The organism is Sphingopyxis macrogoltabida, from assembly GCF_001314325.1.
In the GTDB taxonomy this organism is placed as follows: Bacteria; Pseudomonadota; Alphaproteobacteria; order Sphingomonadales; family Sphingomonadaceae; genus Sphingopyxis; species Sphingopyxis macrogoltabida.
Genome location: NZ_CP009429.1, coordinates 1,278,938 through 1,303,051, shown reverse-complemented (window position 1 = coordinate 1,303,051; position 24,114 = coordinate 1,278,938). Strand labels below are relative to the sequence as shown.

Genomic DNA, 24,114 nt, shown 5'->3' with positions numbered 1-24,114 from the left:
GGCGGCCCTCTTATTCCGCCCTGATGCCACCCGCTGTGATTTTCATCAACTCTTGCCGAAATCTCATCCAGACAGGTTGAATTAAAGCTGAATATGTCACAGTACCACGGTCATGCTGTCGCAGAAGACCCGCTATACGATCCGTGCCTTTCAGCATCTTGCCGACCATTGGGGCAAGGGGCAGGTCCAGCTTGCGGATATTGCGGAAGCGCAGAATATTCCGCCGAAATTCCTGACGGTGATCCTGTCGGAAATGGCGCGCGAAGGGCTGCTCATTTCGCAGCGCGGCCGCGACGGCGGCTATCAGCTCGCCTTGCCGCCGATCGATATCAGCTACGGCGACCTCGTGCGGCTCACCCGCGGATCGCTCGCGCTTGTTCCCTGTGCCGCGCGCAATGCGCACGAACATTGCAAGAATTGTCTGCCGGAGGCGGAATGCCGCCTGCGGAGCCTGATGCTGAGGGTGCGAGATGACACGGCGTCGATCCTCGACCGGATTTCGCTGGCGGATCCCATCAAGCTCGAGCCGCTGTTCGAAACAGAAGAGGCGGCGCAGTAAACCGCGCCGCCCCGTTTGCATCCCGTGAAGGTGATTACGGGCTGACGGGATCGTCGTTATTGTCGGCAACAATAGCGATGGCAACCACGCCCGCGATCAAGCCCAGCACCCCGAGCGCCGCACTCCATTCACTGTCGAGATTATTCTTTCCTTTACTCGCCGAAGTGGCGCGCGCGCCGTCGAACGCGGGCGCGGCTGCCGCCGCGATCGGCGCCGCAATCACCGACAGGACTGCGGCCGAAATCGCAGCTTTCTTTAGCAAGGCCATTCTGTATCTCCGTCACAATTGGTCCTCAGAACGGAGATAACGCACGAAACCGCCAATTCGATCCGATCGGAACCGGAACCATTCGCAAATTTTTCTGCAGGGGCGAAGTTGGATGACACGTCGAAAGCCAATGCATGACGCTTTGAGACCATGAAGACATGAAGGGCCGCCCTTGCGGACGACCCTTCCATTGTCTTGCCTGACGCGGTCAGCTTAGTTCAGCCGGGCCCCCGCAAGGAAGGCCATGCTCGTATTTCCTGCCGCACCGGGCATCGGACAATGAGACATTCGACCACCTCCTTTCGCTTGTTGACGATAGAAGGAATGTGGGCAGTGCGCACGCGTTGCGCAAGAGGGAAATGCCGGGCGGCGGGCCAGCGAGGCAAAGGCCGGATAATTATGGGAGAAACGGCGCTCCGGCGCCGATATCCAAAAATGGTGGAGCCTAGCGGGATCGAACCGCTGACCTCTACAATGCCATTGTAGCGCTCTCCCAGCTGAGCTAAGGCCCCGTGCCATTTTGCGGGTCGCCCTGGGTGGTGCGACCGGGACGCCGCCTTTACCAGCGCACGTCCGTTATGCAAGGGGCCAAATGCATCCTGCGATGCTTTTTTGGCCCCTCACCAAAAAATCAGCTTTCGTCGTCGTCGTCGTCAGCCGTGGCAACGCCCAGATCGTCGTCGCCGCCAAGGTCGACGTCATTGTCCGGCGAATCGCTGTCCTCGTCGACATCGACGTCCAGATCCAGATCCTCATCGACGCCTTCTTCCTTGACGACCTTGCCGGGCTTTTCGACTTCTTCGAACGGCATCGGCTGCTTCGACTTCAGGACCGATTCCGGGATCCAAGCATAGCCGCAGTTGATGCAGCTTACCGGATCATCCTTGGTCAAATCATAGAATCGCGTGGCGCATTTCGGGCAGCTACGCTTCGTGCCCCATTCAGCCTTCACCATAAACGCCTCATAACCTTCTGGAAACTGGATATAAATATCGGAAAAGCGACGCCAGCTGAATAGCTATCCGTCAAATCGGCGTGCGCCTTGCCAGATTGCAAGGCCGCTGTCAAAAGCCGCTCGTCATGACCGATCACCCCGCCTCGCCGCGCAGCTTTTCCGCTTCCCTTCCGCTCAAAGGTAGGATCGCGATTCCGGGCGACAAGAGCATTTCGCACCGCGCGCTGATGTTGTCGGCGCTGGCCGTCGGCGAAAGCCGCGTGACCGGCCTGCTGGAGGGGCATGACGTTCTCGCCACCGCCGCCGCGATGCGCGCGATGGGGGCGGGCATCGAACGCCGCGACGATGGCGAATGGCGTATCCATGGCGTCGGCGTCGGCGGGCTGCTGCAGCCGCGCGAAGCACTCGACATGGGGAACAGCGGCACCTCGACGCGGCTGTTGATGGGACTTGTCGCCAGCCACCCGATCACCGCGACCTTCACCGGCGACGCCAGCCTGTCGGGCCGCCCGATGGGGCGCGTCATCGAGCCGCTCTCGCAGATGGGCGCCGACATCGGCGCCTCGCCGGGCGGCCGCCTGCCGCTGATGGTGCGCGGCCTCGCGCCTGCCATTCCCCTCGCCTACCGCCTGCCGATGGCGTCGGCGCAGGTGAAGAGCGCGGTGCTGCTCGCCGGGCTCAACACCCCCGGCATCACCGAGGTGATCGAGCCGGTCCCGACACGCGACCACAGCGAGCGCATGCTGTGCGGCTTCGGCGCCGACCTTGAAGTCGAAACCGATGCCGATGGCACGCGCCATATCCGCATCCGTGGCGAGGCCGAACTGAAGCCGCAGACGATCGTCGTTCCCGGCGATCCCTCTTCCGCGGCGTTTTTCATCGTCGCGGCGCTGATCGTGCCCGGTTCGGATATCACCGTCGCCAATGTCGGCCTCAACCCCACGCGTGCGGGGCTGATCGAGATTCTGCAGGCGATGGGCGGCGACATCGAACTGCTCGATGCCCGCGACGTCGGCGGCGAACCCGTCGCCGACCTTCGCGTCCGCCACAGCGCGCTCAAGGGCATCGACGTCGATCCCGCCGTCGCCCCCAGCATGATCGACGAATTCCCGATCCTGTTCGTCGCCGCCGCCCTCGCCGAAGGGCGCACCGTGACGACCGGCCTCGACGAATTGCGCGTCAAGGAAAGCGACCGGCTGTCGGTGATGGCGACGGGTCTCAAGGCAATCGGCGCGCGCGTCGAGGAAAGCGAGGACGGGCTGATCATCGACGGCACCGGCGGCGACCCGCTGCCCGGCGGCGCAACCATCGCCGGCCATCTCGATCACCGCATTTGCATGAGCTTTGCCATCGCAGGTCTGGTCAGCACCACGCCGGTAACGGTCGACGACATGGCCCCTGTCGCAACCAGCTTTCCCGATTTCGAGGTGCTGCTCGCAGGATTGCAAGGGGCCGCAGGCGCACCATGAGCGCCGGCTCGGTACAAAATCTCGTGTGTGATCAATGTCATCGACGCTGTCACCATGACGAGGCAAGCTGCGGCCGGATGCAACAACCAAGGAACCCGATGCGATGAAGATCATGCCCGCCGCCCTCACCCTCGCGCTGTTCGCCAGCGCTTTTGCGAGCTCCGCGCATGCCGACGAGCGCCTTGCCGACCCGTTCGATCGCGCCGACGCGAGCTTCTCGCGCTACCCGCTCAACCTGCCGAGCACGCCGCAAGCGATCGGGCGGCTGACCAACGGCGATTCCTGCGACGATGACGGCCTCGCCTGCGAGTGGGAAGACCCCGACGGCGTCGTCCATATCTTCGCCGGCGACATCCTTGCGATCAAGATCGTCGATGCGAAGGCGCTCGGCGCCCGCGACATTGCGGCGCTCGGGATCGGCCCCGCCCGCACCCGCAGCGCGGTACTGGCGAAGGTGCGCGCCTTCCTGCCCGAGATTCCGGTCGACTGTCTCGAACCCGGCAAGGCAGGGCAAGGCAACGGCATCGCCTCGTGCGAAGGCTCGTTCGCCAATGGCGGCTGGTTCAAATTGTTGTTCGGCCCGGACAGCCGACTGATGAGCGCGCGCATCGACGCGTTCCAGATCGACTGATGATCATTGCCGTCGACGGCCCGACTGCATCGGGAAAAGGCACGATCGCCAAGGCGCTCGCCGAGCATTTCGGCGTGCCCGTGCTCGACACCGGATTGCTCTATCGCGCCGTCGGCTATCAGACGCAGCTCAATCATGGCGACGCCGACGATGCCGCCGACGCGCTCGCCGCCTGCGATTTTCCAGACAGCCTGCTGGGCGATCCGGCGCTGCGCTATGAAACGACCGGCGGCCTCGCCAGCCGGGTATCGGTGCACCCGGCGGTGCGCGCCGCGCTGTTCCAGCGCCAGGTCGATTTCGCGAACCAGCCGGGCGGCGCGGTGCTCGACGGACGCGATATCGGCACCGTCATCGCGCCGAACGCCGACGCCAAGCTGTTCGTCACCGCAAGCCCCGAAGTTCGCGCGCAGCGCCGCTTCGCCGAGATGCAGAAGCGCGGCGTCAACGTGACCTACGACGCCGTGCTCGCCGACATCCATGCGCGCGACGCACGCGATACCGGGCGCGCCGATGCGCCGCTGCTGCGTGCCGCCGATGCGGACTTGCTCGATACGGGCGATTTGACTATAGGCGACGCCGTCCAACGGGCGATAACGCTGGTTGAGGCACTGACAGGCCGCCGCTCCACCTGAGCGTCGGGCGTGATGGGGTTCACCCGTCGCGCCCATTTTGCTTTGCCCGTGCTTCGCTTTCGTGCCGCTTCGCGGATGTTCTGCCTCGCATCCGGCGGGCAGGACGGATCGGCCACAAGACCAGCGGACCCAACCGCTTGGCCGGAACAATGAAGTAAGGAATACACTCTATGGCCACTACGGCTTTCCCGACGCGCGACGATTTCGCCGCGATGCTCGACGAATCGCTTGGTGGTGCCGACGGCGGCTTTGAAGGCCGCGTCGTCAAGGGCACCGTGACCGCGATCGAAAACGACCTGGCAGTGATCGACATCGGCCTGAAGAGCGAAGGCCGTGTGCCGCTTCGCGAATTCGCCATGCCGGGCCAGAAGGCCGACCTCAACGTCGGTGACGAAGTCGAAGTCTATGTCGACCGCGTCGAAAACGCCAATGGCGAAACCATGCTGTCGCGCGACCGTGCTCGCCGCGAAGCCGCGTGGGACCGCCTGGAAGAAGAATTCAACAAGGAAGCCCGCGTCGAAGGCGTCATCTTCGGCCGCGTCAAGGGCGGCTTCACCGTCGACCTCGGCGGTGCCGTGGCGTTCCTTCCGGGTTCGCAGGTCGATATCCGCCCCGTGCGCGACGTCGGCCCGCTCATGGACCTGCCGCAGCCGTTCCAGATCCTCAAGATGGATCGCCGCCGCGGCAACATCGTCGTGTCGCGCCGCGCCATCCTCGAGGAAACGCGCGCCGAACAGCGCTCGGGCCTGATCCAGAACCTCGAAGAAGGCCAGATCATCGAAGGCGCGGTCAAGAACATCACCGATTACGGTGCGTTCGTCGACCTCGGCGGCATCGACGGCCTGCTCCATGTCACCGACATGAGCTACAAGCGTGTCAACCACCCGAGCGAAGTCATCAACATCGGTGACACCGTCCGCGTCCAGATCATCCGCATCAACCGCGACACGCAGCGCATCAGCCTCGGCATGAAGCAGCTCGAAAGCGATCCGTGGGAAGGCGTCGCCGCCAAATACCCCGTCGGTGCGAAGCTGTCGGGCACCGTCACGAACATCACCGATTACGGTACGTTCGTCGAACTCGAACCCGGCATCGAAGGCCTGGTCCACGTCAGCGAAATGTCGTGGGTCAAGAAGAACGTCCACCCCGGCAAGATCGTTTCGACGAGCCAGGAAGTCGATGTCATCGTCCTCGAAGTCGACAGCGACAAGCGCCGCATCTCGCTCGGCCTCAAGCAGGCCCAGTCGAACCCGTGGGGCGCGTTCGCCGAAGAACATCCGGTTGGCTCGGTCGTCGAAGGCGAAGTCAAGAACGCGACCGAATTCGGCCTGTTCATCGGCCTGCCCGGCGACGTCGACGGCATGGTCCACATGTCGGACATCGCGTGGGGCATCTCGGGCGAAGAAGCGCTGCACCTCCACCGCAAGGGCGAGAATGTGCAGGTCGTCATTCTCGACGTCGACGTCGAGAAGGAACGCATCAGCCTCGGCATCAAGCAGCTTGAAAAGGGCGCCCCGGCCGTTGGCGGCGGCGTTGCCGCAGCGGGTTCGCTGAAGAAGAACGACATCGTCACCGTCTCGGTCCTCGAAGTCCGCGACAACGGCCTCGAAGTGCAGGCCGGCGAAGATGGCGCCACCGGCTTCATCAAGCGCGCCGACCTTGGCCGCGACCGCGACGAACAGCGCGCCGAGCGTTATCAGGTCGGCCAGAAGTTCGATGCGATGGTCATCGGCTTCGACCGCTCGAAAAAGCCGAACTTCTCGGTCAAGGCGATGCAGATCGCCGAAGAGAAGGAAGCCGTTGCACAGTACGGTTCGTCGGACTCGGGTGCGTCGCTTGGCGACATCCTCGGCGAGGCGCTGAAGGCCGGCAAGAAGGACTGATCCTCCTGCCGCCGTCAGGCGAAACAAAAGGCCCGCAGAGTGTCCCTCTGCGGGCCTTTTTGCTGCCGCGATATATTTTGACCGGATAATGATTCATGATAGTCTCCGCACCGCGTTGGGAGGGGTCTCACGCAAGCAAGCCGGCAACGACCGGATAGCCTGCATCCGCGGGGTGCGTGATAATTAGGGGAAGCTCATGATCCGGTCGGAACTGGTTCAAAAGATCGCAAGCGAAAACAGCGACCTGCGCCTTGAGGAGGTCGAGCGCATCGTCGATGCCTTTTTCGACTCGATCGTCGATCAACTCGCCTCTGGCGGTCGCGTCGAACTGCGCGGATTCGGGGCGTTTTCGACCCGCAGCCGCGAATCGCGCACCGGCCGCAACCCGCGCACGGGCGCACCCGTCGCGGTGAAGGCCAAGGCGGTGCCCTATTTCAAGCCCGGCAAGGAAATGCGCGAGCGGCTGAACGACTGAGGTCGCGGCCCCCAACGTCATTGCGAGTGCAGCGAAGCAATCTCCAGCTATCGAACTGGAGATTGCTTCGCTGCGCTCGCAATGACGATTATGAAATTCAATTCTTCAGGCGGTAGCCGGTTCGGAACATCCAGAAGATGACGGCGAGGCACAGCGCAAGGAACAGCGAAACCGCGCCCATGCTGACGCCGATCCCGACATCGCCCTGCCCGAAGAAGGTCCAGCGAAACCCGCTGATCAGATAGACGACGGGATTGAACAGCGTGATCGTCCGCCACGCCGCCGGCAGCATGTCGAGCGAATAGAAAGCGCCGCCCAAAAAGGTCAGCGGGTAGATGACGAGCATCGGGATCACCTGAAGCTGCTCGAAGCTCTGCGCCCAGATACCGATGATGAAGCCGAACAGGCAGAAGGTGACCGCCATCAGGACCATGAACGCCGCCATCAGCAGCGGGTGCGCGATCTGGACATCGACGAAGAGATGCGCGGTCGCGAAGATGATCGCGCCGATGATCACCGATTTCGTCGCCGCGGCGCCGACATAGGCGACCAGCAATTCGAGCGGCGACATCGGCGCCGACAGCATCTCGTAGATCGTCCCGGTCCATTTCGGCATGTAAATGCCGAAGCTGGCGTTGCTGATGCTTTCGGTGAACATCGTGAGCATCATGAGGCCCGGCACGATGAACGCGCCATAGGGGACATTGCTGACCTCGGTCATCCGGCTGCCGATCGCCGAGCCGAAGACGACAAAATAGAGCGCGGTGGTGATCACCGGCAGCATCAGGCTGGTCCAGAAGGTGCGGCCGAAACGCGCCATTTCGAACTGGTAGATCGCGCGGATGCCGCGAAAATTGGAAATCATGCCGCTTGCTCCGCTTTGGTCTCGTGCACCAGCCCGACGAAAATATCCTCGAGCGAGCTTTGCTTGGTATTGAGGTCCTTGAACTGGATGCCAAGGTCGCTCATCCGCCGCAGGAGCGAGGGAACCCCCGTCGCCTCGGCCTGGCTGTCGAATTCATAGACGAGCTCATGCCCCTCCCCCGCGAGCGCGAGGTTCCACTGCGCCAGGTCGGCGGGAACCGCCTCCAGCGGCTCGGCAAGGTTGAGCGTCAGCGTCTTGCGGCCGAGCTTCTTGATCAGCGCATTCTTCTCTTCGACGAGGATCAGGCGCCCCTTGCTGATCACCCCGACGCGGTCGGCCATTTCCTCGGCCTCCTCGATATAATGGGTGGTCAGGATGATCGTGACGCCGCGCTCGCGCAGCCCGCGGACCATATTCCACATGTCGCGGCGCAGTTCGACGTCGACGCCCGCGGTCGGCTCGTCGAGGAACAGGATTTCGGGTTCGTGGCTGAGCGCCTTGGCGATCATCACGCGGCGTTTCATCCCGCCCGACAGCTCCATGATCTTTGACCCGCGCTTGTCCCACAGCGACAGGTCGCGCAGCAACTGCTCGATGAAAGCGGGATCGCGCGGCTTGCCGAACAGCCCGCGCGAGAAAGTCACCGTCGCCATCACCGTCTCGAACGCGTCGGTATGGAGTTCCTGCGGCACCAGCCCGATCATCGTCCGCGCGGCGCGATAGTCGCGGGCATGGTCGTGCCCGGCGACGGTCACCGTTCCGGCGCTGGGCGTGACGATGCCGCAAACGATGCTGATCAGCGTCGTCTTGCCCGCGCCGTTCGGGCCGAGCAGCGCGAAAATCTCTCCCTTCGCGATATCGAGATCGACGCCCGCGAGCGCCTGATGGCCGCTTTTATATGTCTTTCCGAGGCCGGAAATGCTGAGGACTGTTTCCATGGCGCCGGTGTCTAACCGACAGAGGCGGCGCGGTGAAGCGCCAAACACCGCTTGACCTCTTCACGGCCATCCGCTTGACGGGCGATGGTATGCGGACGTGGCGAAATCGGTAGACGCAGCAGACTTAAAATCTGCCGGCCTAGTGTCATGCGGGTTCAAGTCCCGCCGTCCGCACCAGTCAGCGCGACAAGGAACCGCCGCGCCCGGGATAGAATGCTGTTAAATCCCGGTGCCGTATTGTTTCATGACCTTTCCCGGGAGTAGGCGACCTCAATAGGCTTTCTAAAGCTGAGGCCGGAAATTTCTGCCGCTTGTCTAAGCCCTATATTCAAATGATACAGGCTGATCGCGATCTCCGGGAGCTCCGATGCTCACTGGCGCGGCCAATTGCACCAAAGCGGCAGGAGAGTAGGCATGAATCGGAGAGAGGCGCTCTTTTCTGGGCATTGCAACGGCAATGTCGGCTTCGACCGCCTTCGCCAATCAGCCGTCCCGCCGGTCCGCCACCTTGAACGATGCAAGGCGGCTCCAGGATTCGACGCTGTTGGTCGATCAGCTCGACGGGTCCGCGATGACCGACGAATATCTGGACATGCTGGAATCGGCAGGGGTCGATATCTGGCAAGGTCACGGCATGTCCAGCTTCAGCAACGCGACCACGATGCTGAACTTCTTCGACAAACATGCAAAGCGGCTGGTACTGGTAAAGAGCGTGCGCGACATCCGGCAGGCGCATCAGGACGGCAAGATCGGCTATCTCGTCGGGTGGCAATCGGCCACCTATCTGACCAACGAAACCGATGAGTGGGGCCTCCCGCCGATCGAGAATTTGCGGACGTTTTGGGAGCTCGGTCTTCGGATCTGCGGACTGATCTACAACAACACCACCGTCTTCGGCGGCGGATCGCTCGATCCCACGCTGGGGCTGAGCCGTGCCGGCCGGCGGCTGGTGGAACAGATTCACAAGCAGCGGATCGTCCTCGACGGGTCGCGTCCGTCAAGGTGGTGTAATTTCGGCTGTGGCCGTGGGCCATCGTCAGGCGGCTTTGGCGGTGATGTGTAGGGGCTGATTTTCCTCCTCGATCATGGGTTGGTTGAGTTCGGCCATGCCTTCGATCTGCATGTATCGGTGCTGGAGCTGCCACTCGTCGTTCTGCTCCATCAGCACAGCCCCGACGAGGCGGATGATGCTGTCTTCGTTCGGGAAGATTCCGACGACGTCGGCGCGGCGCTTGACCTCCTTGTTGAGCCGCTCGAGCGGATTGGTTGAGTGTAACTTCGTGCGGTGCTGGGTGGGAAAGCCGGTGTAGGCGAGCACGTCGGTTTCGGCCTCGTCCATGCAGGCGCCGAGCTTGGGCCAACGGGTGCGCAACTGGTCGGCGACCTGTCGCCAGACCTGCGTTGCGCTTTTCTGATCGGGCTGCAGGAAGACCTGGCGGATCGCGGCGGCGACGACAGTGTTCTGGCCCTTGGGCACATAGGACAGGGCATTGCGCATGAAGTGCACCCGGCAGCGCTGCCAGGTGGCGCCCATGACGCGGGTGATCGCGCCCTTGAGGCCCTCGTGAGCATCGGAGATGACCAGCTTCACGCCGGTAAGACCGCGCCGAACAAGGTCCTTCAGGAAGTCGGACCAGAAGACCTCCGCTTCCGAGGGGCCGATATGCAGGCCGACGATCTCGCGCCGGCCCTCGGTGTTGACGGCCATGGCGATTATTGCGGCAACGCTGATGATCCGCCCGCCTTCGCGTACCTTGAGATAGGTGGCATCGAGCCAGAGATACGGCCATTCGCCGGTGAGCGGGCGTTTCAGAAAGGCATGGACGCGCTCGTCAATGTCCTTGCAAAGCTTGGAGACGGTGGACTTGGAGATGCCGGTCATGCCCATGGCCTGGACGAGTTCATCGACCCGCCGGGTGCTGACCCCGCCGATCCACGCTTCCTGGATCACCGCAACCAGCGCTTTCTCGACCATCTTGCGGGGCTCAAGGAAGCCCGGAAAGTAGGACCCAGCACGCAGCTTGGGGATTTTCAGGTTCAGCGTGCCTACCCGGGTATCCAGCGAACGGTCGCGATAGCCGTTGCGCCAGGTCGCGCGCTCGCTGCTGCGTTCGTGGCGACCCGCGCCGATCAGGCCATCAACGTCGGCCTCCATGATCAGCTGCAGCACGTTCTCGGCGATGGTGCGCAAAAAATCCGGTTGGCCGCCCTTCGCAGCAAGCTCTTCGATCAGTAATCTGTCCTCGGTCATCGGGAACTCCTCTTCGTCACGGTTGAAGTGTGCAAACTCCACCATAACGATGAACCCGGTGGCCACCAGCGACGCCGCATTCCGGGGTGGGGCATGCCCCACCCCGGAATACACCATCGCCTACACCGGAAATTACACCACGAGCGCGGACGCTAACTCCTCGACGTCGGCGGACACACCGGCGACCAGACATCCTATGATGCGATTGCCATGTCGAAAGGGGTGCCGGTCATCTGTTCGCACACCAACTTGCGGGCGATCGCCGACAACCCGCGCAACATGCCCGACAAGATGATCGAACAAATCGCCGCCAGCGGGGGCGTCATCGGCGTGACCGCCGTCAACGATTTCCACGCGCGGAGCCGGAAGGACGAGAAAATCCGGCTCACGCCCCAGGTCGGCTTGGACAAGCATCTCGATCAATATGATTATCTGAAGCGCCTGGTCGGCGTCGATCATATCGGGCTGGGATGTGACTTTATGTACGGGCGGGCTGATCTGACCCGGACCAACCCGCTGCTCTGGCCGCCCGACGCGTACAGCGCCGTGCCGCCGGCCGAAATGTTCATGGTCAAGGGCTATGAGAAGATCACCGAGCTGCCGAACGTGACGCAGGGGCTGATGCAACGCGGCTGGACCGACGACGAAATCCGCAAAGTGCTGGGCGGCAACTGGCTGCGGGTTTACGAGCAGGTGTGGGGCGCCTGACAGGCCCCCGCCCCCTCTAGCAGGTCTATCCGTCGACGTAGCGGACCGGCATCCGGTCGGAGAGCGCCATCATCACTTCGAGCGGCGAAACGCCGGTCCATGCGGCCCAATCGTCGAGCGTGACACTGGCGTCACCCGCCGTGCCGATGATCAGCGCGGCATCGAACGGTTCGGCCGACGCGGCATCGCTGGCGTCGACCATCAGATATTCCAGCGTGAAGCCCCGCACCGGAACGCGGCGTCCGCCGATGATCACCTCGGCTTGGCCATGCTTCGCCTTCGCGATGCCGTCGGCGAGCCCGATGCCGAGCGTCGCGGCCAGGCCGTTGCCGCCCGCACCATAGCCGCCGCCTTCGATCCCCGAACCGCCGACCTGCAGGATCGGCGCCGACAGCGACCGGATCAGCGGCCGGAGTTCGGAATGCACGCCCACCCCCGCCTCCAGCGGGCTGAGCCCGAAGAGCGCATGGCCGACGCAGACGGCGCTCGATGCATCGGCCAAGCCCGCGAGGACGCCCGAACTGCCCCAAAGCTGTGTCATCGGAATCGCAACGCCGCGCGCGCCGAGCTCGTCGATCACGGCATTGAAGTGGGCGCTCCGTTCGCGCGCCCAGTCCGCACCGTCGGCCGAGCCGAAGGGAAGATGCGAATAGACGCCGCGCAGGTCGATGCCGTCCCGCCGCGCGACCTGCTCGACGAAGTCAGCGGCCCCGCCGAGCGCGACGCCGAAGCGTCCGAGCCCCGCGTCGATCTTGACCCAGACCGGCACCCGTCGCCCGGCCGCCACCCCGGCCGCCGCGAGCATATCCAGCCCCACCTCGTCGAAGATCGTCGGCTGGAAGTCATGACGCAGCACGTCCGCGACCTGTTGCGGCTCGATGCCGCCGAAAAGCAGGATCTCCGCGTCGATCCCGGCATCGCGCAGCGCAATCGCTTCGTCGATATTGCCGGTCCACAGCTTGCGCACCCCGGCATCGACCAGCGCCCGGCTCACCCCGACGGCGCCGAAACCGTAGGCATTGGCCTTGATCGAGGCGATCACTTCGCGGTCTTGCGAAAGTTCGCGCACCACGGCGAGGTTGTGACAGAGCGCCGAAAGGTCGACGTCCATCGCCACCGAGCGGACAGATTCCGTCATAGTCCTGCCTTTCCAGAATGTTGCGGACAAAGGCATTGCCTTCGGGCTTGGCCGTACCAGCTTTGTCGCTAGGATGCAGAATCACATCTTCTTCGCCTTACCCTCCGCATCTCTCAGGCAAGGAACGCCATGCCGATTTTCGAAAGTTTCAGAGGTCCGCGCCGCGCCATTGCGGGCAAATGGCTTGGCGCCGTGCTGCTCGCGGCTTCCGTGATCGCAACCCCCGCTGTGGCGGGCGAAGCCGAATGCGGCGCGGGCGTGTATCGGCTGGCGGACGGCGGCATCGTCGACGTCGCAGCGGCGAACGAAGGCGCGCTGCGCTGGCGCAACATCGACGGCAGCAGCGGCGAGTTGAAGCGCGACGGCGACCGCTGGACGAGCACCGCCGGCTGGACCGGACGCCCCGACGGGTTGCAGGTGCGCTTCGATTGCGCGGCGAACCATATGGCGTTCGGCGAACAGGATGCGCAGCGCATTGCGCTCGAAACGCACGAAACCAGCTTCACCAGCCACGGCACGCAGTTGGTGGGGCGGCTTTTGCTGCCGCCGGGCGACGGTCCGGTGCCGATCGTCGTCCTGCTTCACGGCGCCGAGTTCACCTCCGCGCGCGACACGAATCCGCTGCAACGGATGCTGCCCGCCGCCGGGGTCGGCGCCTTCGTTTACGACAAGCGCGGCACCGGGGCATCGGGCGACAAATATACGCAGGTTTTTTCGACGCTCGCCGACGATGCTGTGGCGGCGCTCGCCGAGGCGCGGCGCATGGCGGGCACCCGCGGCGCGCGCTTCGGCTTTCAGGGCCCGAGCCAGGGCGGCTGGATCGCGCCGCTCGCGGCGACGCGCACGAATGTCGATTTCCTGATCGTCAGCTTCGGGCTGGCGGTATCGGTCGCCGACGAGGATCGCGAGGCGATCGCCTTCCAGATGGGGCTGAAAGGCTATGGCCCCGACGTGATCGCGAAAGCGCAGGAAATCGGCGCCGCGACGACGCGCATTTTCGCCAGCGGCATGCGCGACGGGATCGAGGAACTCGACGCCGTCCGAGGCCGCTACCGGAACGAGCCGTGGTACAAGGATGTCTACGGCAATTTCACCCACATCATCCTTGGCATGACCGCCGAGGAGATCCGGACCAAGGGGCAAGCCTATCGCTTCGGAACGCCGCTCCATTATGACCCGATGCCGACGCTGCGCGCGGTCAACGTGCCGCAGCTCTGGGCGATCGGCGGCATGGACATCGACGCGCCCGCAGGCGAAACCTCGCGGCGGATCAAGGCGCTGATCGCCGACGGCCAGCCGATCACCCTCGCCGTCTTTCCCAAGGCCGAACACGGGATGACCGAGTTCGAGACCAAAGACGACGGATCGCGCGTGTCGACCCGCTATACGCCGGGCTATTTCCGCCTGCTGATCGATTATGCCAAGGGGGACAGGCTCGCCGCAGCCTATGGCGATGCCGACATCACCCGTCCGGCCGCGACCGAATAACGCGCGTCAAAGATGCCGGATTTCGGCCGGCGGGTTCCACCAATTGTCGTGGAGCCCGTCGCAATAGGTCACCGGTGCCGCCAGCAGCTCCTCGACCGGCAGGTCGTCGAGCGCCGCGATGCGCACGCCGACATAATCGCCGCCCATCGCGTCGATGCGGCCGTGGCCGTGCGTCGCGGTGCCGCAATGGCGGCAAAAGCGATGGCGCGTTTCGAACCCCTCGCCGCTCCGCGCATAGTCGCCCAGATCTTCCTCGCCCTTCAGCAGGCGAAACTGGTCCGGCTTCATCGTCGCGACGTTCCAGTTGCGCTGTTTCCAGCAATAGGTGCAATTGCATTTGCTGCTGCCTTCGAAATCCATGTCGGCCTCGAAGGCGACGCGGCCGCAGTGGCAGCTTCCGTGATAGGTCTTCATTGGCGATCCTTTGCTGGCGAAAAGCGAATGGCGGTTCGAGCGTTAGACGTCGCGGTGGACGATATTCCTTGAGCGGCCGCGATGTCCCTTCCGGTTTTGCCGCTTATCATTATGATGGCGCCGATGCCGCCGGAAAGAGACAGTCACCCCACCGCAGCGACGATCGCACGACGTCGCGGCCGCCTGACCGCTGCCGCGACCCTGTTCGCTCTCACGCTGACCAGTTGCGGTCTTTTCGGCGATCGCGGCCCGGTGAAGATCGCCGCGATCGGCACGCTCAATGCCGCCGCCAATCCGGTCAACGGCGAATTGTCCGCCGGCAATGCCGCGCTGCTCGATGCGACATCGCAGGGCCTCGTCAGCTATGACGGCGAAGGGCAGATCGATACCGGTCTTGCCGATCGCTGGACGGTCACCGGCGACGGGCGCAGCTATATCTTCCGCCTTCGCGAAGCCAAATGGGCCGACGGCCGCAAGGTGGCGGCCGAAGAGGTCGCGGCCATCCTGCGCTCTTATCTCGCAGCGCGCAGCCGCCACATGCTCAAGGACGATTTCCCGGAGATCGAGACAATCCGGGCGATGACCGACACGGTCATCGAAATCCGGCTGAAGGTACCCCAGCCGGCGATGCTCGAACTGCTGGCCCAGCCGTCGATGGCGATCGTCAGCAAGGGCAAGGGCTGGGGTCCGATGCGGCCGCACAGGATCGGCCGCGCGGTCCTGCTTTCGCCCGTCCCCGACCCGCTCGCCGAAGATCCGGAGGAAGCGGAAGCCGCGGCCAACGATCCCGCCGCGTCGATCGAACTCGTCGGCACCTCGCCCGAGGGCGCACTCGCGCGGTTCAAGAACGGCTATGCCGACGGCGTCGTCGGCGGCCGCTTTTCGACCCTCCCCTATTTTGTCGCCTCGAACATCGGCCGCTCGCGCCTCGTCGTCGACCCCGTACCCGGGCTTTTCGGCCTGACCTTTCTCCACGCGGACGGCTTCCTGACCACCGACGTCAACCGCGAAGCGCTGTCACGCGCGATCCGCCGCGACCGCCTGATCGAGGCGTTCGGCCTCGCCGAATGGCAACCGCAGGTGACGCTGCGCCCCGCGCTCTATGCGCGCGACGGCGGGCCGGCGCCGATCGTCCCCGGCTGGAACGACTATGACGACGCCTCGCGCCTCATTCAGGCGAAGCGGGTCGTCGACGCGTGGCGCGGGGCGGGACGCGAAATTGCGCCGCTGCGCATCGCGCTTCCCGATTCGCCCGGCGGACGCATCCTCTTTGCCTATATCGCCGCCGATTTCGCGCGGCTGGGGATCGAAAGCCGCCGCGTCGGCCTCGACGCCGCCGCCGACCTCAAGCTGATCGACGAGGTGATGCCCAACGACGATGCGCTGTGGGGCCTCCGCCGCCTGTCGTGCCGCCGCGACACGCTGTGCAACCGCGAGGCGCAGGACCTGATCGATCAGGCGACCGCGAATATCGATTTCGGCCAGCGTGCGCAGCAGGTCGGCGAGGCCGAGGCCGTCCTTGCCCGCTATACGCCGTTCATTCCGCTTGCGACGCCGCTCCGCTGGTCGGTCGCGTCGCAGCGGCTGACGGGCCTGCGCGCCAACGGCCGCGCACAGCACCCATTGAATCATCTGATCGCAAAACCCAACTAAATGCATGGCGCACAGTTTCGTGCGCTTCCTGAAAGGACCCGGATGGCCCCTTCGACCCCCAATCCCGACGCGATCTTCGATGCCCTGATCCAGAACCGCAACGATCCGGCGGCGCTCCGCAAGCGCGTCGAGACGCTGGAACTGCTGCTCGAACGCAGCTTCATCATCCCCGGCATCAACCGCCCGGTCGGGCTCGACGCGATCGTCGGCCTTGTCCCCGTCGTCGGCGACGTGATCACCGCGATGATGGGCGCTTATCTGATCTGGGAAGCGCGCAACCTCGGCATGTCGAAATGGCAGATCTGGCGCATGGCGGGCAATCTCGGCATCGATACGGCGCTGGGCGCGATCCCGCTGGTCGGCGACGCCTTCGACTTCCTGTTCCGCTCGAACACGCGCAACCTCAAGATCATCAAGCGCCACCTCGACAAGCACCATCCGGGCACGATCATCATCGACCAGTAAGTTCCGGCAACAGCAGCACTTCCCTTGTCCGGCGTAGCAATGCTAGCACCGCCGGACAGGTCGGCGCGCATGCCGGTAACAGGGAGATGACGATGATCCGCGCCGCGCTTGCCGGGCTGGCCCTTTGCTGTTCGTTTTCGGCGATCGCCGCGGCGCAGGACGACGAGGAAGCGGCGCCGAAGGTCGCCGCGCCCGAACCCGCCGATCCCTATCGCTGGCTCGAGGATATCGAGGGCAAGAAGCCGCTCGACTGGGTGCGCAAACAGAATGAGGCGACCGACAAGCTGATCCGGTCGCGCCCCGGCTTCGAGGCCGACCGTCAGCGCGCCCGCGCCATTCTCGACGACGATCGCCAGATTGCGATGCCCGGCGAGATTATGGGTGACATGATCACCAATTTCTGGCGCGATGCCGCCAACCCGCGCGGGCTGTGGCGGCAAAGCCCGCTCGACGCGTATCTCGCCGGCAAGCCGGTGTGGACGACGCTGATCGATGTCGATGCGCTCGGCAAGGCCGAGAAGCAGAGCTGGGTCTGGCACGGCGCCGAATGCCTTGCGCCCGCCTACACGCGCTGCCTCGTCTCGCTGAGCCCCGGCGGCACCGACGCCGATATCGTGCGCGAATGGGACCGCACGACCGGCAAATTCGTCAAGGACGGCTTCAGCCTGCCGCTCGCCAAGAGCAGCGTGACCTGGGAAGACGCCGACAATCTGCTCGTCGCGACCGATTTCGGCGAGGGCAGCATGACAACCTCGGGTTATCCGCGGATCGTCAAGCGATGGAAGCGCGGTACGCCGCTTTCCGCGGCGCAAACGGTGGTCGAAGGCGAAGCCGCCGATGTCGGGATGACCGTGGGCGCGGAGATGGACGGCGACAAGCGCTGGCCGATCATCAGCCGGGCGAAAAGCTTTTACACGACCGAATTTTATATCCCCAAGCCCTATGAGGGCGGCGAATATATCGACACGATCATCCCCGAAACCGCGGAGCTGCGCGCGGTGATCGACGGGCAGGCGATCATCTTCCTCAACGACAAGGAATTCGACTATCCGGCGGGCTCGCTCCTCGCGCTGCCGCTCGACGAAATGTCGCGCGGCGACCAGGTGCCTTTCGTCCCCGTCATGCAACCGACCGCGTCGCAGGCGATCGAGGATGTCGCGGCGGGCGACGATGTGCTGTGGGTGAAGGCGCTCGACGACGTCGAGGGCAAATTGTTCGCGCTGCGCCGCGACCAGCCCTATGGCCGCTGGAGCCAGAAGGAAGTGCCGCTCGCCGCCAATGCAACGGTGCAGATCGCGGGCACGGTCGGCAAGCGCAACCTCGTCCTCGCCACCGCCGAGACGATGCTCCAGCCGCCGACCCTCTATGCTGTCGGCGAAACCGGCGCGCCGCAAACGATCCAGAGCTTGCCCGCCCAGTTCGACGCTGCCGGCATGACGGTCGAAAAGCGCTTCGCGACGTCGAAGGACGGCACCAAAATCCCCTATTTTCTCGTCCGCAAAAAGGGCAGCGAAGGCGCCCCCGTCCCGGCGTTGATCCACGCCTATGGCGGTTTCAAAGCCGCGCAGACCCCCGGATACCTGACCGGCCAGCCCTATCGCGCCGGCCCGCTCGGGCTGTTCTGGGTCGAGGACGGCAACGCCTATGTCCTCGCCAACATCCGTGGCGGCGGCGAATATGGGCCGCTGTGGCATCAGGCGGCGCTCTACGAGAAGCGCCAGAACAGCTTCGACGACCTGCACGCAGTCGCCGAGGATCTCGTCGCGACTGGGGTGAGCACGAAGGGCAAAATCGCGATATCGGGCCGCTCGAACGGCGGCGTCCTCGTCGGCGCCGCGATGGAACAGCGTCCCGACCTCTATGGCGCGGTGATTTCGGGTTCGCCGCTCAAGGACATGCGCCGCTTCAACAAGCTCCTCGCCGGTGCGTCGTGGATGGACGAATATGGCGATCCCGACGACGCCGCCGACTGGGCGTTCATCTCCAAATATTCGCCGTACCAGAATATCCGGAAGGGCGTGAAATATCCGCCGATCTTCCTCTATCTCTCGACCAAGGACGACCGCGTCCACCCCGGCCATGCGCGCAAATTTGCCGCACAACTGATGGAATATGGCAACCCCGTCTATTACCACGAATATACCGAGGGCGGCCATTCGGTCGGCGCCGATCACGCCGAGGATGCCGTGCGCGCGGCGATGCTGCACGGGTTTTTGCTGAAGGAGCTGGTGGAGAAGAAATAGGAGCGGTTTCGGCTGGAAGCGGATATTTCCTTATCGTCACCCCGGGCTTGACCCGGGGCCTGCCTTGTCTTTCCAGCGCGCCAAGGAAGGCGGGTCCCGGGTCAAGCCCGGGATGACGACAGTGACGGGGGCAACGTCCGCTCCCACCCCGAAGCGCTCAGAAACTCAGCACCACCTTCGTCCCCGGCGAGGCGTCGCCGATCTCCATCGTGCCCTTGTGCAGCGCGACGATCGCCGCGACGAGCGCGAGGCCCAGCCCGGTTCCCGGCTGCGCGGCGGTGTCGGGCACGCGGAAAAAGCGTTCTTTCACGCGCTCGCGATATTCGGGCGCGATGCCGGGGCCGGTGTCGCCGATCTCGATCCGCACCATGCCGTCGCGCTTCTCGGCTCGCACCCTGATCGTCCCGCCGGCCCCGCCATATTTGCTCGCATTGTCGAGCAGATTCGACACCGCCTGGAACAGGAGGTTGCGGTCGGCCGCAATCGCCAGCCCCGGCGCGATATTGCTTTCGATCCGCTGGCCGCGCTCTTCTGCATCGGGCAGATGGAATTCGACCGCGTCGGTCAGCAACGTCGTCAGGTCGACCGGCTTCACCCCCGCGAGATGCCGACCGCTCTCGATCCGCGCGATGCGCAGCAGGGCGTCGAAGATCGCCTGCAGCCGCCCGGCTTCGGCCAGCGCCTGCCCCGCCAGCCGCTGCCTTTCCTCATCGCTGCCCGCCGCACGCAGTTCGTCGAGATCGGCGTGAAGCCGCGCCAAGGGCGTCCGCAATTCATGCGCAACATTGTCCGACACGCGGCGCACCGACTCCACCGATTCCTCGATCCGCCCGAGCATCAGGTTGAGCGTTTCGGACAATTCGTCGAAATCGTCGCCGGTGCCGCGCAGCGGGATGCGTTCGGTCAAGCTGCCCGCCATTACGCGTCGCGCGGTACGCGTCACCATGTCGATGCGCCGCCCGACCGCGGCGCTCATCGCGAGGCTGCCGGCGATCGCGAGGAAAGCGGCGATGACGATCAGCCACGCCGATCCGATCGTGAACAGCTCGTCGCGGTCGTCGATATCCTCGACGTCGCGCCCGACGATCAGCCGCGCACCGTCGTCGAGCCGCTGTTCGACCACCAGCGCTTCATAATCGCGCTCCTGCCCGCCTTGATAGGCATCGGCTTCGAGCAGCGCCCAGCCCTCGACCGGTTCGTCGGGCCAGCTCGGCAAATTGGCCATCAGTATCTTGCCGTCGGGCGCGATCAGCGCGTCGAACGCGCGCCGCGGTCCCGACGCCCGCCGGGCATCGAGCGCGCGCAGCAGCGCATCGCGCCCGCCCGCCCGATCGACGGCGGCCAGGCTGCCGGCCTCGGCGCGCACCGATCCCGTTTCCTGAAGCAATGGCTGATACACGCCGATCCAGTAAGCCGCCGCAAACATCAAGGCGGTCGAGGTCAGGAACAGCGCGACGTAGATCAGCCCCAGCCGCAAAGTCAGGCTGCGCCAGACGCGGCCGCGCCGCCGCGGGGTCATGGTGCGGCCCGCATGATGTAGCCGGTGCCGCGCACCGTATGGATCAGCGGCCGATCGAAACCGCGGTCGACCTTTTGCCGCAGGCGGCTGACATGCTGGTCGATGATGTTCGTCTGCGGGTCGAAATGATAATCCCAGACATGTTCGAGCAGCATCGAGCGGGTGACCACGCGGCCCTCGTTGCGCGCCAGATAGGCGAGGATGCGAAATTCGCGCGACGTCAGCTCGACCGCCTTGCCGCCGCGCCGCACCGCCTGCCCCAACAGGTCGATCTCGAGATCGCCGATGACCAGTTTCGTTTCGGCGACGATTGCGGGACCGCGGCGGCTGAGTACGTCGATCCGCGCGAGCAGTTCGGACATGGCGAAGGGCTTGGTCAGATAATCGTCGCCGCCGGCGCGCAGGCCGGCGACGCGCTCGTCGACTTCGGCGAGCGCGCTCAGGATCAGCGCCGGTGTCGTATCGCCCGTGGCACGGATCGTCTGGACGATCGTCAACCCGTCGACGTGCGGCAGCATGCGGTCGACGACGATCAGATCATAGGTTTCGGCGGCGGCGCGCAGCAGCCCCGCCCGCCCGTCGCCCTCGACGTCGACGAGATGCCCCGCCGCCTTCAGCCCTTTGCCGATATGCTCGGCGACGCGCGCGTCATCCTCGATCACCAAAATATGCATCGCCCGACCGATACCGCCTGAACGCGGGCGCCGCCATCTCTTCCGGCGCGCCAGTTCGAACATGTTGAAAATCAAATCTTTCGCCCATCGCCGCGGAAGGTGCCGCTGCCACTGTCGCCGCCGCAGAAAAGGAGCGGGTCGTGGCACAGGTACAAAGAAAGCGCATCGTCGCGCAGTCGGCGCTGCCGCAACGCGCGCTGCTGTCGGTGTTCGACCTCGACCGGACGCTGTCGATCCTGCCGACCTATACGCCGTTCCTGTTCTTCGCCGCCCGCACCCGAGCGCCTTGGCGGCTACTGCTCGTGCCGCTGCTGCTCCCCGTCGCACTCCTCTATGCGCTGAGGCTCGTCCCGCGCCGGACGATGAAGCAGGCGATGCACTGGATGGCGCTCGGCGGCGCCCTGCCCGAACGCGACGCGGCGCGGGTCGCCGACCGCTTTGCCCGGCATCTGGTCGAACGCGGCCTCTATGCCGAAGGCTTGGCGCTGATCGAGGCCGAACGCCAGGCCGGACGCCGCGTCGTCCTCGCGACCGCCGCGCCGCATTTCTACACCGCCGCGCTCGCGCGCCGGCTGGGTATCGCCGACGTCATCGCCAGCGCGTCGAGTTGGCAGGACGGCTGCCTCGTCCCCACGATCGACGGCGCCAATTGTTACGGCGCCGACAAGCGGCAGCGGCTCGAGGCCTTTATGGAGAGCGCCGGGATCGCGCGCGACGCGGCACATATCCGCTTCTGGTCCGATCACGTCTCCGACCTGCCGGTTTTCGAACTTTGCGACGAGCCGTGCGCGGTCAATCCGTCGCCGAAGCTGCGCGCCGTTGCCGCCGAACGCGGCTGGCCGATCCTCGACTGGCGGAAAGGCTGATCCGGTGCGCATCGGTTTCCTCTTCAACCATCACGGCGGCCATCAGGTCGCGCACGCCCTGCCCGTCGCCTTCGAACTGCAACGGCAGAACCCGGAAGCCGAGGTCAGCATCCTCGTGTCTGAGGGCTGCGAGGCCGAAGTCCGCCGCCTCGCCGCGGTGCAGGCCGTCAGAAACGCCATTCCCGAAATCATCCGCCTCCGCCCGCCCTCGGCGCTCGCCAGCGCGGCGAACCGGGCGACCGGGCGCGCGATTCCCGCCGACATCGTCTCGGTCCTCCACCGCAATCTCGACCGCTTCCGCAAGCTCGATGCGCTCGTCGTTCCCGAAAAAACGTCGCTGCTGCTGAAATCGCTGTTCGGGCTCAAATCGCTGCGCCTCGTCCACACGCGCCATGGCGCGGGCGACCGCGCAATCGGCTTCGACAAGGCGAGCGGCAAGTTCGACCTTGTCCTGCTGTCGGGCGAGAAGATCCGCGACCGCCTCGCGCAGGCCGAACTTCTGAAAGAGGACGGCCATGCGATCGTCGGCTATCCGAAATTCGACCTGCCGCCGCGCTCCGCCGGCCCGCGCCTGTTTCCCAAGGACCGGCCCACGGTGGTCTATAACCCGCACCCCTCGCCGGCGCTTTCCTCCTGGTATGCTATGGGCCCGCAAATCCTCGACTGGTTTGCCAAGGATGACCGCTACAACCTTATTTTTGCGCCGCATATCATGTTGTTCAAGAAACGGCTGACCGCGTCGCTATCGCCCTTCGCGCTCGGCTGGAACTATGGCCCGCGCCCCGACCATTATGAGCATGACCATATGCTGATCGACACCGGCAGCGCCGCCAGCCTCGACATGACCTATACCGACGCCGCCGATATCTACATCGGCGACGCGAGCAGCCAGGTTTACGAGTTCATTCGCCGTCCGCGGCCCTGCATCTTCCTCAATCCGCGCCGCATCGCGTGGCAGGGAAACCCCGATTTCGCGCACTGGCGCGCGGGGACAGTGGTCGAAACGATGGACGAACTCGCCGCCGCGCTCGCCGAAGTGCCGCGCCTGTCGGCGGCGATGCACGACCGGCAGGAGGACATGTTCCGCTACAGCTTCGACCTCCAGGAACGCCCCTCGTCCGAACGCGCCGCCGAGGCCATCCTGTCCTATATGGCGCGCCAGTGACCGCCATGCCGTACAGCCAGTCCGCTCCCTCGCGCATCGGCGCCTTCCTCGACTATGGCGTGAAAAAGACGCTCCACAAATGGCTCGCGCGTGGCCTTTCGGCGCTGCCGCTGCCACGCCCCGACGACGTCGTGATGTCACGCTACGGCGTCCGCATGCGTGCCAACTGGCAGGATCGCACCTTTCAATATTGCCGTTATGCGACCTATGGCCATGTCCTTTCGGACTATCTCGCCGCACAGGACGCACCCTTTGTCTTCGTCGACATCGGCGCCAACCAGGGCCTCTACAGCCTGCTGGCCGCGCAGAACCCGCATTGCGCGGCCGCGATCGCGTTCGAGCCGGTCGCCGCGACCTTCGCGCTGCTTCAGGACAATATCGCCCTCAACGACGCGAAAGCGCGAATCAGGCCCGTCCATGCCGCGGTCTCGCTCCACTCGGGAATAGCGACGATCGCCACCAACAGTACGCACAGCGGCATCGCCAGCCTGCGCGATGCAGGTGCCTGCACCGGCCCCGGGACCGAAGACATTCGGATCCTCGGCATTACCGGGGTCGATACGCTGCTTCCCACCGATTTGCCGTTGATCGTCAAGATCGACGTCGAAGGGCATGAGGAAACGGTTATCGAGGCGCTGGCGGCATCGGCGCATCGCAACCGCCTGAGCGCCATCTTCTATGAAATCGACGAGCGCTGGACCGATGCGGCCGCCATCGAGGCGCGGCTGCGAGGCATCGGCTTCACCCGCTTCGACCGCTTTGGCATCGGCCGCCATTACGACGTCCTCGCACGGCGCTGAGAACGGAACCCTCCTCTCCTTCAGGGCGTATTGGCAGCGTGGGGGCCCATGCGAG

At 64.7% G+C, this 24,114-nt stretch carries 23 protein-coding genes, 2 tRNA genes and 1 pseudogene; 16 read left to right on the top strand and 10 right to left on the bottom strand.

The features are described 5' to 3' along the window. Nucleotides 1-112: 112 nt before the first annotated feature. Entirely contained in the window at nucleotides 113-559 is a 447-nt protein-coding gene (locus LH19_RS06370) for an RrF2 family transcriptional regulator (RefSeq protein WP_054587438.1), read from the top strand. Between the two features lie 34 nt (nucleotides 560-593). Here the strand turns inward: LH19_RS06370 and LH19_RS06365 are convergent, their stop codons facing one another. From LH19_RS06365 to LH19_RS06355, 3 genes are all read right to left on the bottom strand, one after another. Further along, nucleotides 594-827 (bottom strand): hypothetical protein, encoded by a 234-nt coding sequence (locus LH19_RS06365; protein ID WP_054725996.1) that lies wholly within the window; start codon nucleotides 825-827, stop codon nucleotides 594-596. Between the two features lie 436 nt (nucleotides 828-1,263). Next, nucleotides 1,264-1,339: transfer RNA gene (locus tag LH19_RS06360), tRNA-Ala, on the bottom strand. A gap of 119 nt (nucleotides 1,340-1,458) precedes the next feature. After that, nucleotides 1,459-1,782, bottom strand: a complete 324-nt coding sequence (locus LH19_RS06355) for a TIGR02300 family protein (protein ID WP_054725994.1) — start codon at nucleotides 1,780-1,782, stop codon at nucleotides 1,459-1,461. Between the two features lie 125 nt (nucleotides 1,783-1,907). Here LH19_RS06355 and aroA point away from each other — a divergent pair, with 125 nt between their 5' ends. The 5 genes from aroA to LH19_RS06330 all read left to right on the top strand — a co-directional run bounded on the left by aroA (nucleotide 1,908) and on the right by LH19_RS06330 (nucleotide 6,872). Continuing rightward, nucleotides 1,908-3,251, top strand: coding sequence for a 3-phosphoshikimate 1-carboxyvinyltransferase (aroA, locus tag LH19_RS06350; protein ID WP_054725991.1), 1,344 nt, complete (start codon nucleotides 1,908-1,910; stop codon nucleotides 3,249-3,251). A 103-nt stretch (nucleotides 3,252-3,354) separates the two neighbouring features. Further along, entirely contained in the window at nucleotides 3,355-3,882 is a 528-nt protein-coding gene (locus LH19_RS06345; RefSeq protein WP_054725988.1) for a hypothetical protein, read from the top strand. Further along, entirely contained in the window at nucleotides 3,882-4,514 is a 633-nt protein-coding gene (locus LH19_RS06340) for a (d)CMP kinase (protein WP_054725985.1), read from the top strand. The genes LH19_RS06345 and LH19_RS06340 overlap by 1 nt, the downstream gene beginning before the upstream one ends. A 170-nt stretch (nucleotides 4,515-4,684) precedes the next feature. Next, nucleotides 4,685-6,397, top strand: a complete 1,713-nt coding sequence (gene rpsA, locus LH19_RS06335; RefSeq protein WP_054725981.1) for a 30S ribosomal protein S1 — start codon at nucleotides 4,685-4,687, stop codon at nucleotides 6,395-6,397. A gap of 196 nt (nucleotides 6,398-6,593) precedes the next feature. After that, on the top strand, nucleotides 6,594-6,872 hold the full coding sequence (locus tag LH19_RS06330; protein WP_054587431.1) for an integration host factor subunit beta: 279 nt from the start codon (nucleotides 6,594-6,596) through the stop codon (nucleotides 6,870-6,872). 97 nt (nucleotides 6,873-6,969) lie between these two features. Here the strand turns inward: LH19_RS06330 and LH19_RS06325 are convergent, their stop codons facing one another. Beyond that, entirely contained in the window at nucleotides 6,970-7,737 is a 768-nt protein-coding gene (locus tag LH19_RS06325) for an ABC transporter permease (protein ID WP_054587430.1), read from the bottom strand. Beyond that, nucleotides 7,734-8,675 carry an ABC transporter ATP-binding protein gene (locus LH19_RS06320; RefSeq protein WP_054725979.1) on the bottom strand — a complete coding sequence of 314 codons (942 nt, stop codon included), beginning with the start codon at nucleotides 8,673-8,675 and terminating at the stop codon, nucleotides 7,734-7,736. The genes LH19_RS06325 and LH19_RS06320 overlap by 4 nt, the downstream gene beginning before the upstream one ends. Before the next feature lie 91 nt (nucleotides 8,676-8,766). On the opposite strand from LH19_RS06320, the gene LH19_RS06315 reads away from it, so the two are divergent. Continuing rightward, nucleotides 8,767-8,852 (top strand) — tRNA-Leu (locus LH19_RS06315). 280 nt (nucleotides 8,853-9,132) lie between these two features. Beyond that, complete coding sequence (locus LH19_RS06310; RefSeq protein WP_054725977.1) at nucleotides 9,133-9,738, top strand: membrane dipeptidase; 606 nt, start codon at nucleotides 9,133-9,135, stop codon at nucleotides 9,736-9,738. Here the strand turns inward: LH19_RS06310 and LH19_RS06305 are convergent. Further along, nucleotides 9,712-10,926, bottom strand: coding sequence for an IS256-like element ISSpma2 family transposase (locus LH19_RS06305; RefSeq protein WP_006954973.1), 1,215 nt, complete (start codon nucleotides 10,924-10,926; stop codon nucleotides 9,712-9,714). The two genes, LH19_RS06310 and LH19_RS06305, sit on opposite strands and share 27 nt — an antisense overlap. Nucleotides 10,927-11,112: 186 nt before the next feature. Between LH19_RS06305 and LH19_RS06300 the strand changes: the two are divergent. Continuing rightward, a pseudogene (locus LH19_RS06300) lies at nucleotides 11,113-11,634 on the top strand (dipeptidase); the annotation flags it as partial. Between the two features lie 25 nt (nucleotides 11,635-11,659). Here the strand turns inward: LH19_RS06300 and alr are convergent. Further along, the gene (alr, locus tag LH19_RS06295; protein WP_062912907.1) at nucleotides 11,660-12,772 is read right to left on the bottom strand and encodes an alanine racemase; all 1,113 of its coding nucleotides are present in this window, start codon (nucleotides 12,770-12,772) and stop codon (nucleotides 11,660-11,662) included. A gap of 129 nt (nucleotides 12,773-12,901) precedes the next feature. Between alr and LH19_RS06290 the strand changes: the two genes are divergently transcribed. Further along, the gene (locus tag LH19_RS06290; RefSeq protein ID WP_234716103.1) at nucleotides 12,902-14,260 is read left to right on the top strand and encodes an alpha/beta hydrolase family protein; all 1,359 of its coding nucleotides are present in this window, start codon (nucleotides 12,902-12,904) and stop codon (nucleotides 14,258-14,260) included. A 6-nt stretch (nucleotides 14,261-14,266) separates the two neighbouring features. Here the strand turns inward: LH19_RS06290 and LH19_RS06285 are convergent, their stop codons facing one another. Beyond that, nucleotides 14,267-14,674: a GFA family protein gene (locus LH19_RS06285; protein ID WP_054725967.1), complete on the bottom strand. Its 408-nt coding sequence runs from the start codon at nucleotides 14,672-14,674 to the stop codon at nucleotides 14,267-14,269. A gap of 123 nt (nucleotides 14,675-14,797) precedes the next feature. On the opposite strand from LH19_RS06285, the gene LH19_RS06280 reads away from it, so the two are divergent. The 3 genes from LH19_RS06280 (at nucleotide 14,798) to LH19_RS06270 (ending at nucleotide 19,035) form a co-directional block, all read left to right on the top strand. Continuing rightward, nucleotides 14,798-16,327 carry an ABC transporter substrate-binding protein gene (locus LH19_RS06280; protein ID WP_054733124.1) on the top strand — a complete coding sequence of 510 codons (1,530 nt, stop codon included), beginning with the start codon at nucleotides 14,798-14,800 and terminating at the stop codon, nucleotides 16,325-16,327. Nucleotides 16,328-16,369: 42 nt separating this feature from the next. Continuing rightward, complete coding sequence (locus LH19_RS06275) at nucleotides 16,370-16,792, top strand: DUF4112 domain-containing protein (RefSeq protein WP_054725964.1); 423 nt, start codon at nucleotides 16,370-16,372, stop codon at nucleotides 16,790-16,792. 86 nt (nucleotides 16,793-16,878) lie between these two features. Further along, a complete protein-coding gene (locus LH19_RS06270) occupies nucleotides 16,879-19,035 on the top strand; it encodes a prolyl oligopeptidase family serine peptidase (protein WP_234716102.1) in 2,157 nt (718 codons plus the stop codon). A 157-nt stretch (nucleotides 19,036-19,192) separates the two neighbouring features. Here the strand turns inward: LH19_RS06270 and LH19_RS06265 are convergent, their stop codons facing one another. Further along, nucleotides 19,193-20,554, bottom strand: coding sequence for a sensor histidine kinase (locus tag LH19_RS06265; RefSeq protein ID WP_054725961.1), 1,362 nt, complete (start codon nucleotides 20,552-20,554; stop codon nucleotides 19,193-19,195). Beyond that, nucleotides 20,551-21,228 (bottom strand): response regulator transcription factor, encoded by a 678-nt coding sequence (locus LH19_RS06260; RefSeq protein ID WP_054733119.1) that lies wholly within the window; start codon nucleotides 21,226-21,228, stop codon nucleotides 20,551-20,553. The genes LH19_RS06265 and LH19_RS06260 overlap by 4 nt, the downstream gene beginning before the upstream one ends. A gap of 140 nt (nucleotides 21,229-21,368) precedes the next feature. Between LH19_RS06260 and LH19_RS06255 the strand changes: the two genes are divergently transcribed. The 3 genes from LH19_RS06255 to LH19_RS06245 are packed head-to-tail and all read left to right on the top strand — an operon-like array spanning nucleotide 21,369 to nucleotide 24,059. Next, nucleotides 21,369-22,094 (top strand): HAD family hydrolase, encoded by a 726-nt coding sequence (locus LH19_RS06255; RefSeq protein WP_062912908.1) that lies wholly within the window; start codon nucleotides 21,369-21,371, stop codon nucleotides 22,092-22,094. 4 nt (nucleotides 22,095-22,098) lie between these two features. After that, entirely contained in the window at nucleotides 22,099-23,259 is a 1,161-nt protein-coding gene (locus LH19_RS06250) for a CDP-glycerol glycerophosphotransferase family protein (protein WP_054725958.1), read from the top strand. Between the two features lie 5 nt (nucleotides 23,260-23,264). Continuing rightward, nucleotides 23,265-24,059 carry an FkbM family methyltransferase gene (locus LH19_RS06245; RefSeq protein WP_054725955.1) on the top strand — a complete coding sequence of 265 codons (795 nt, stop codon included), beginning with the start codon at nucleotides 23,265-23,267 and terminating at the stop codon, nucleotides 24,057-24,059. Nucleotides 24,060-24,114: the final 55 nt, after the last annotated feature.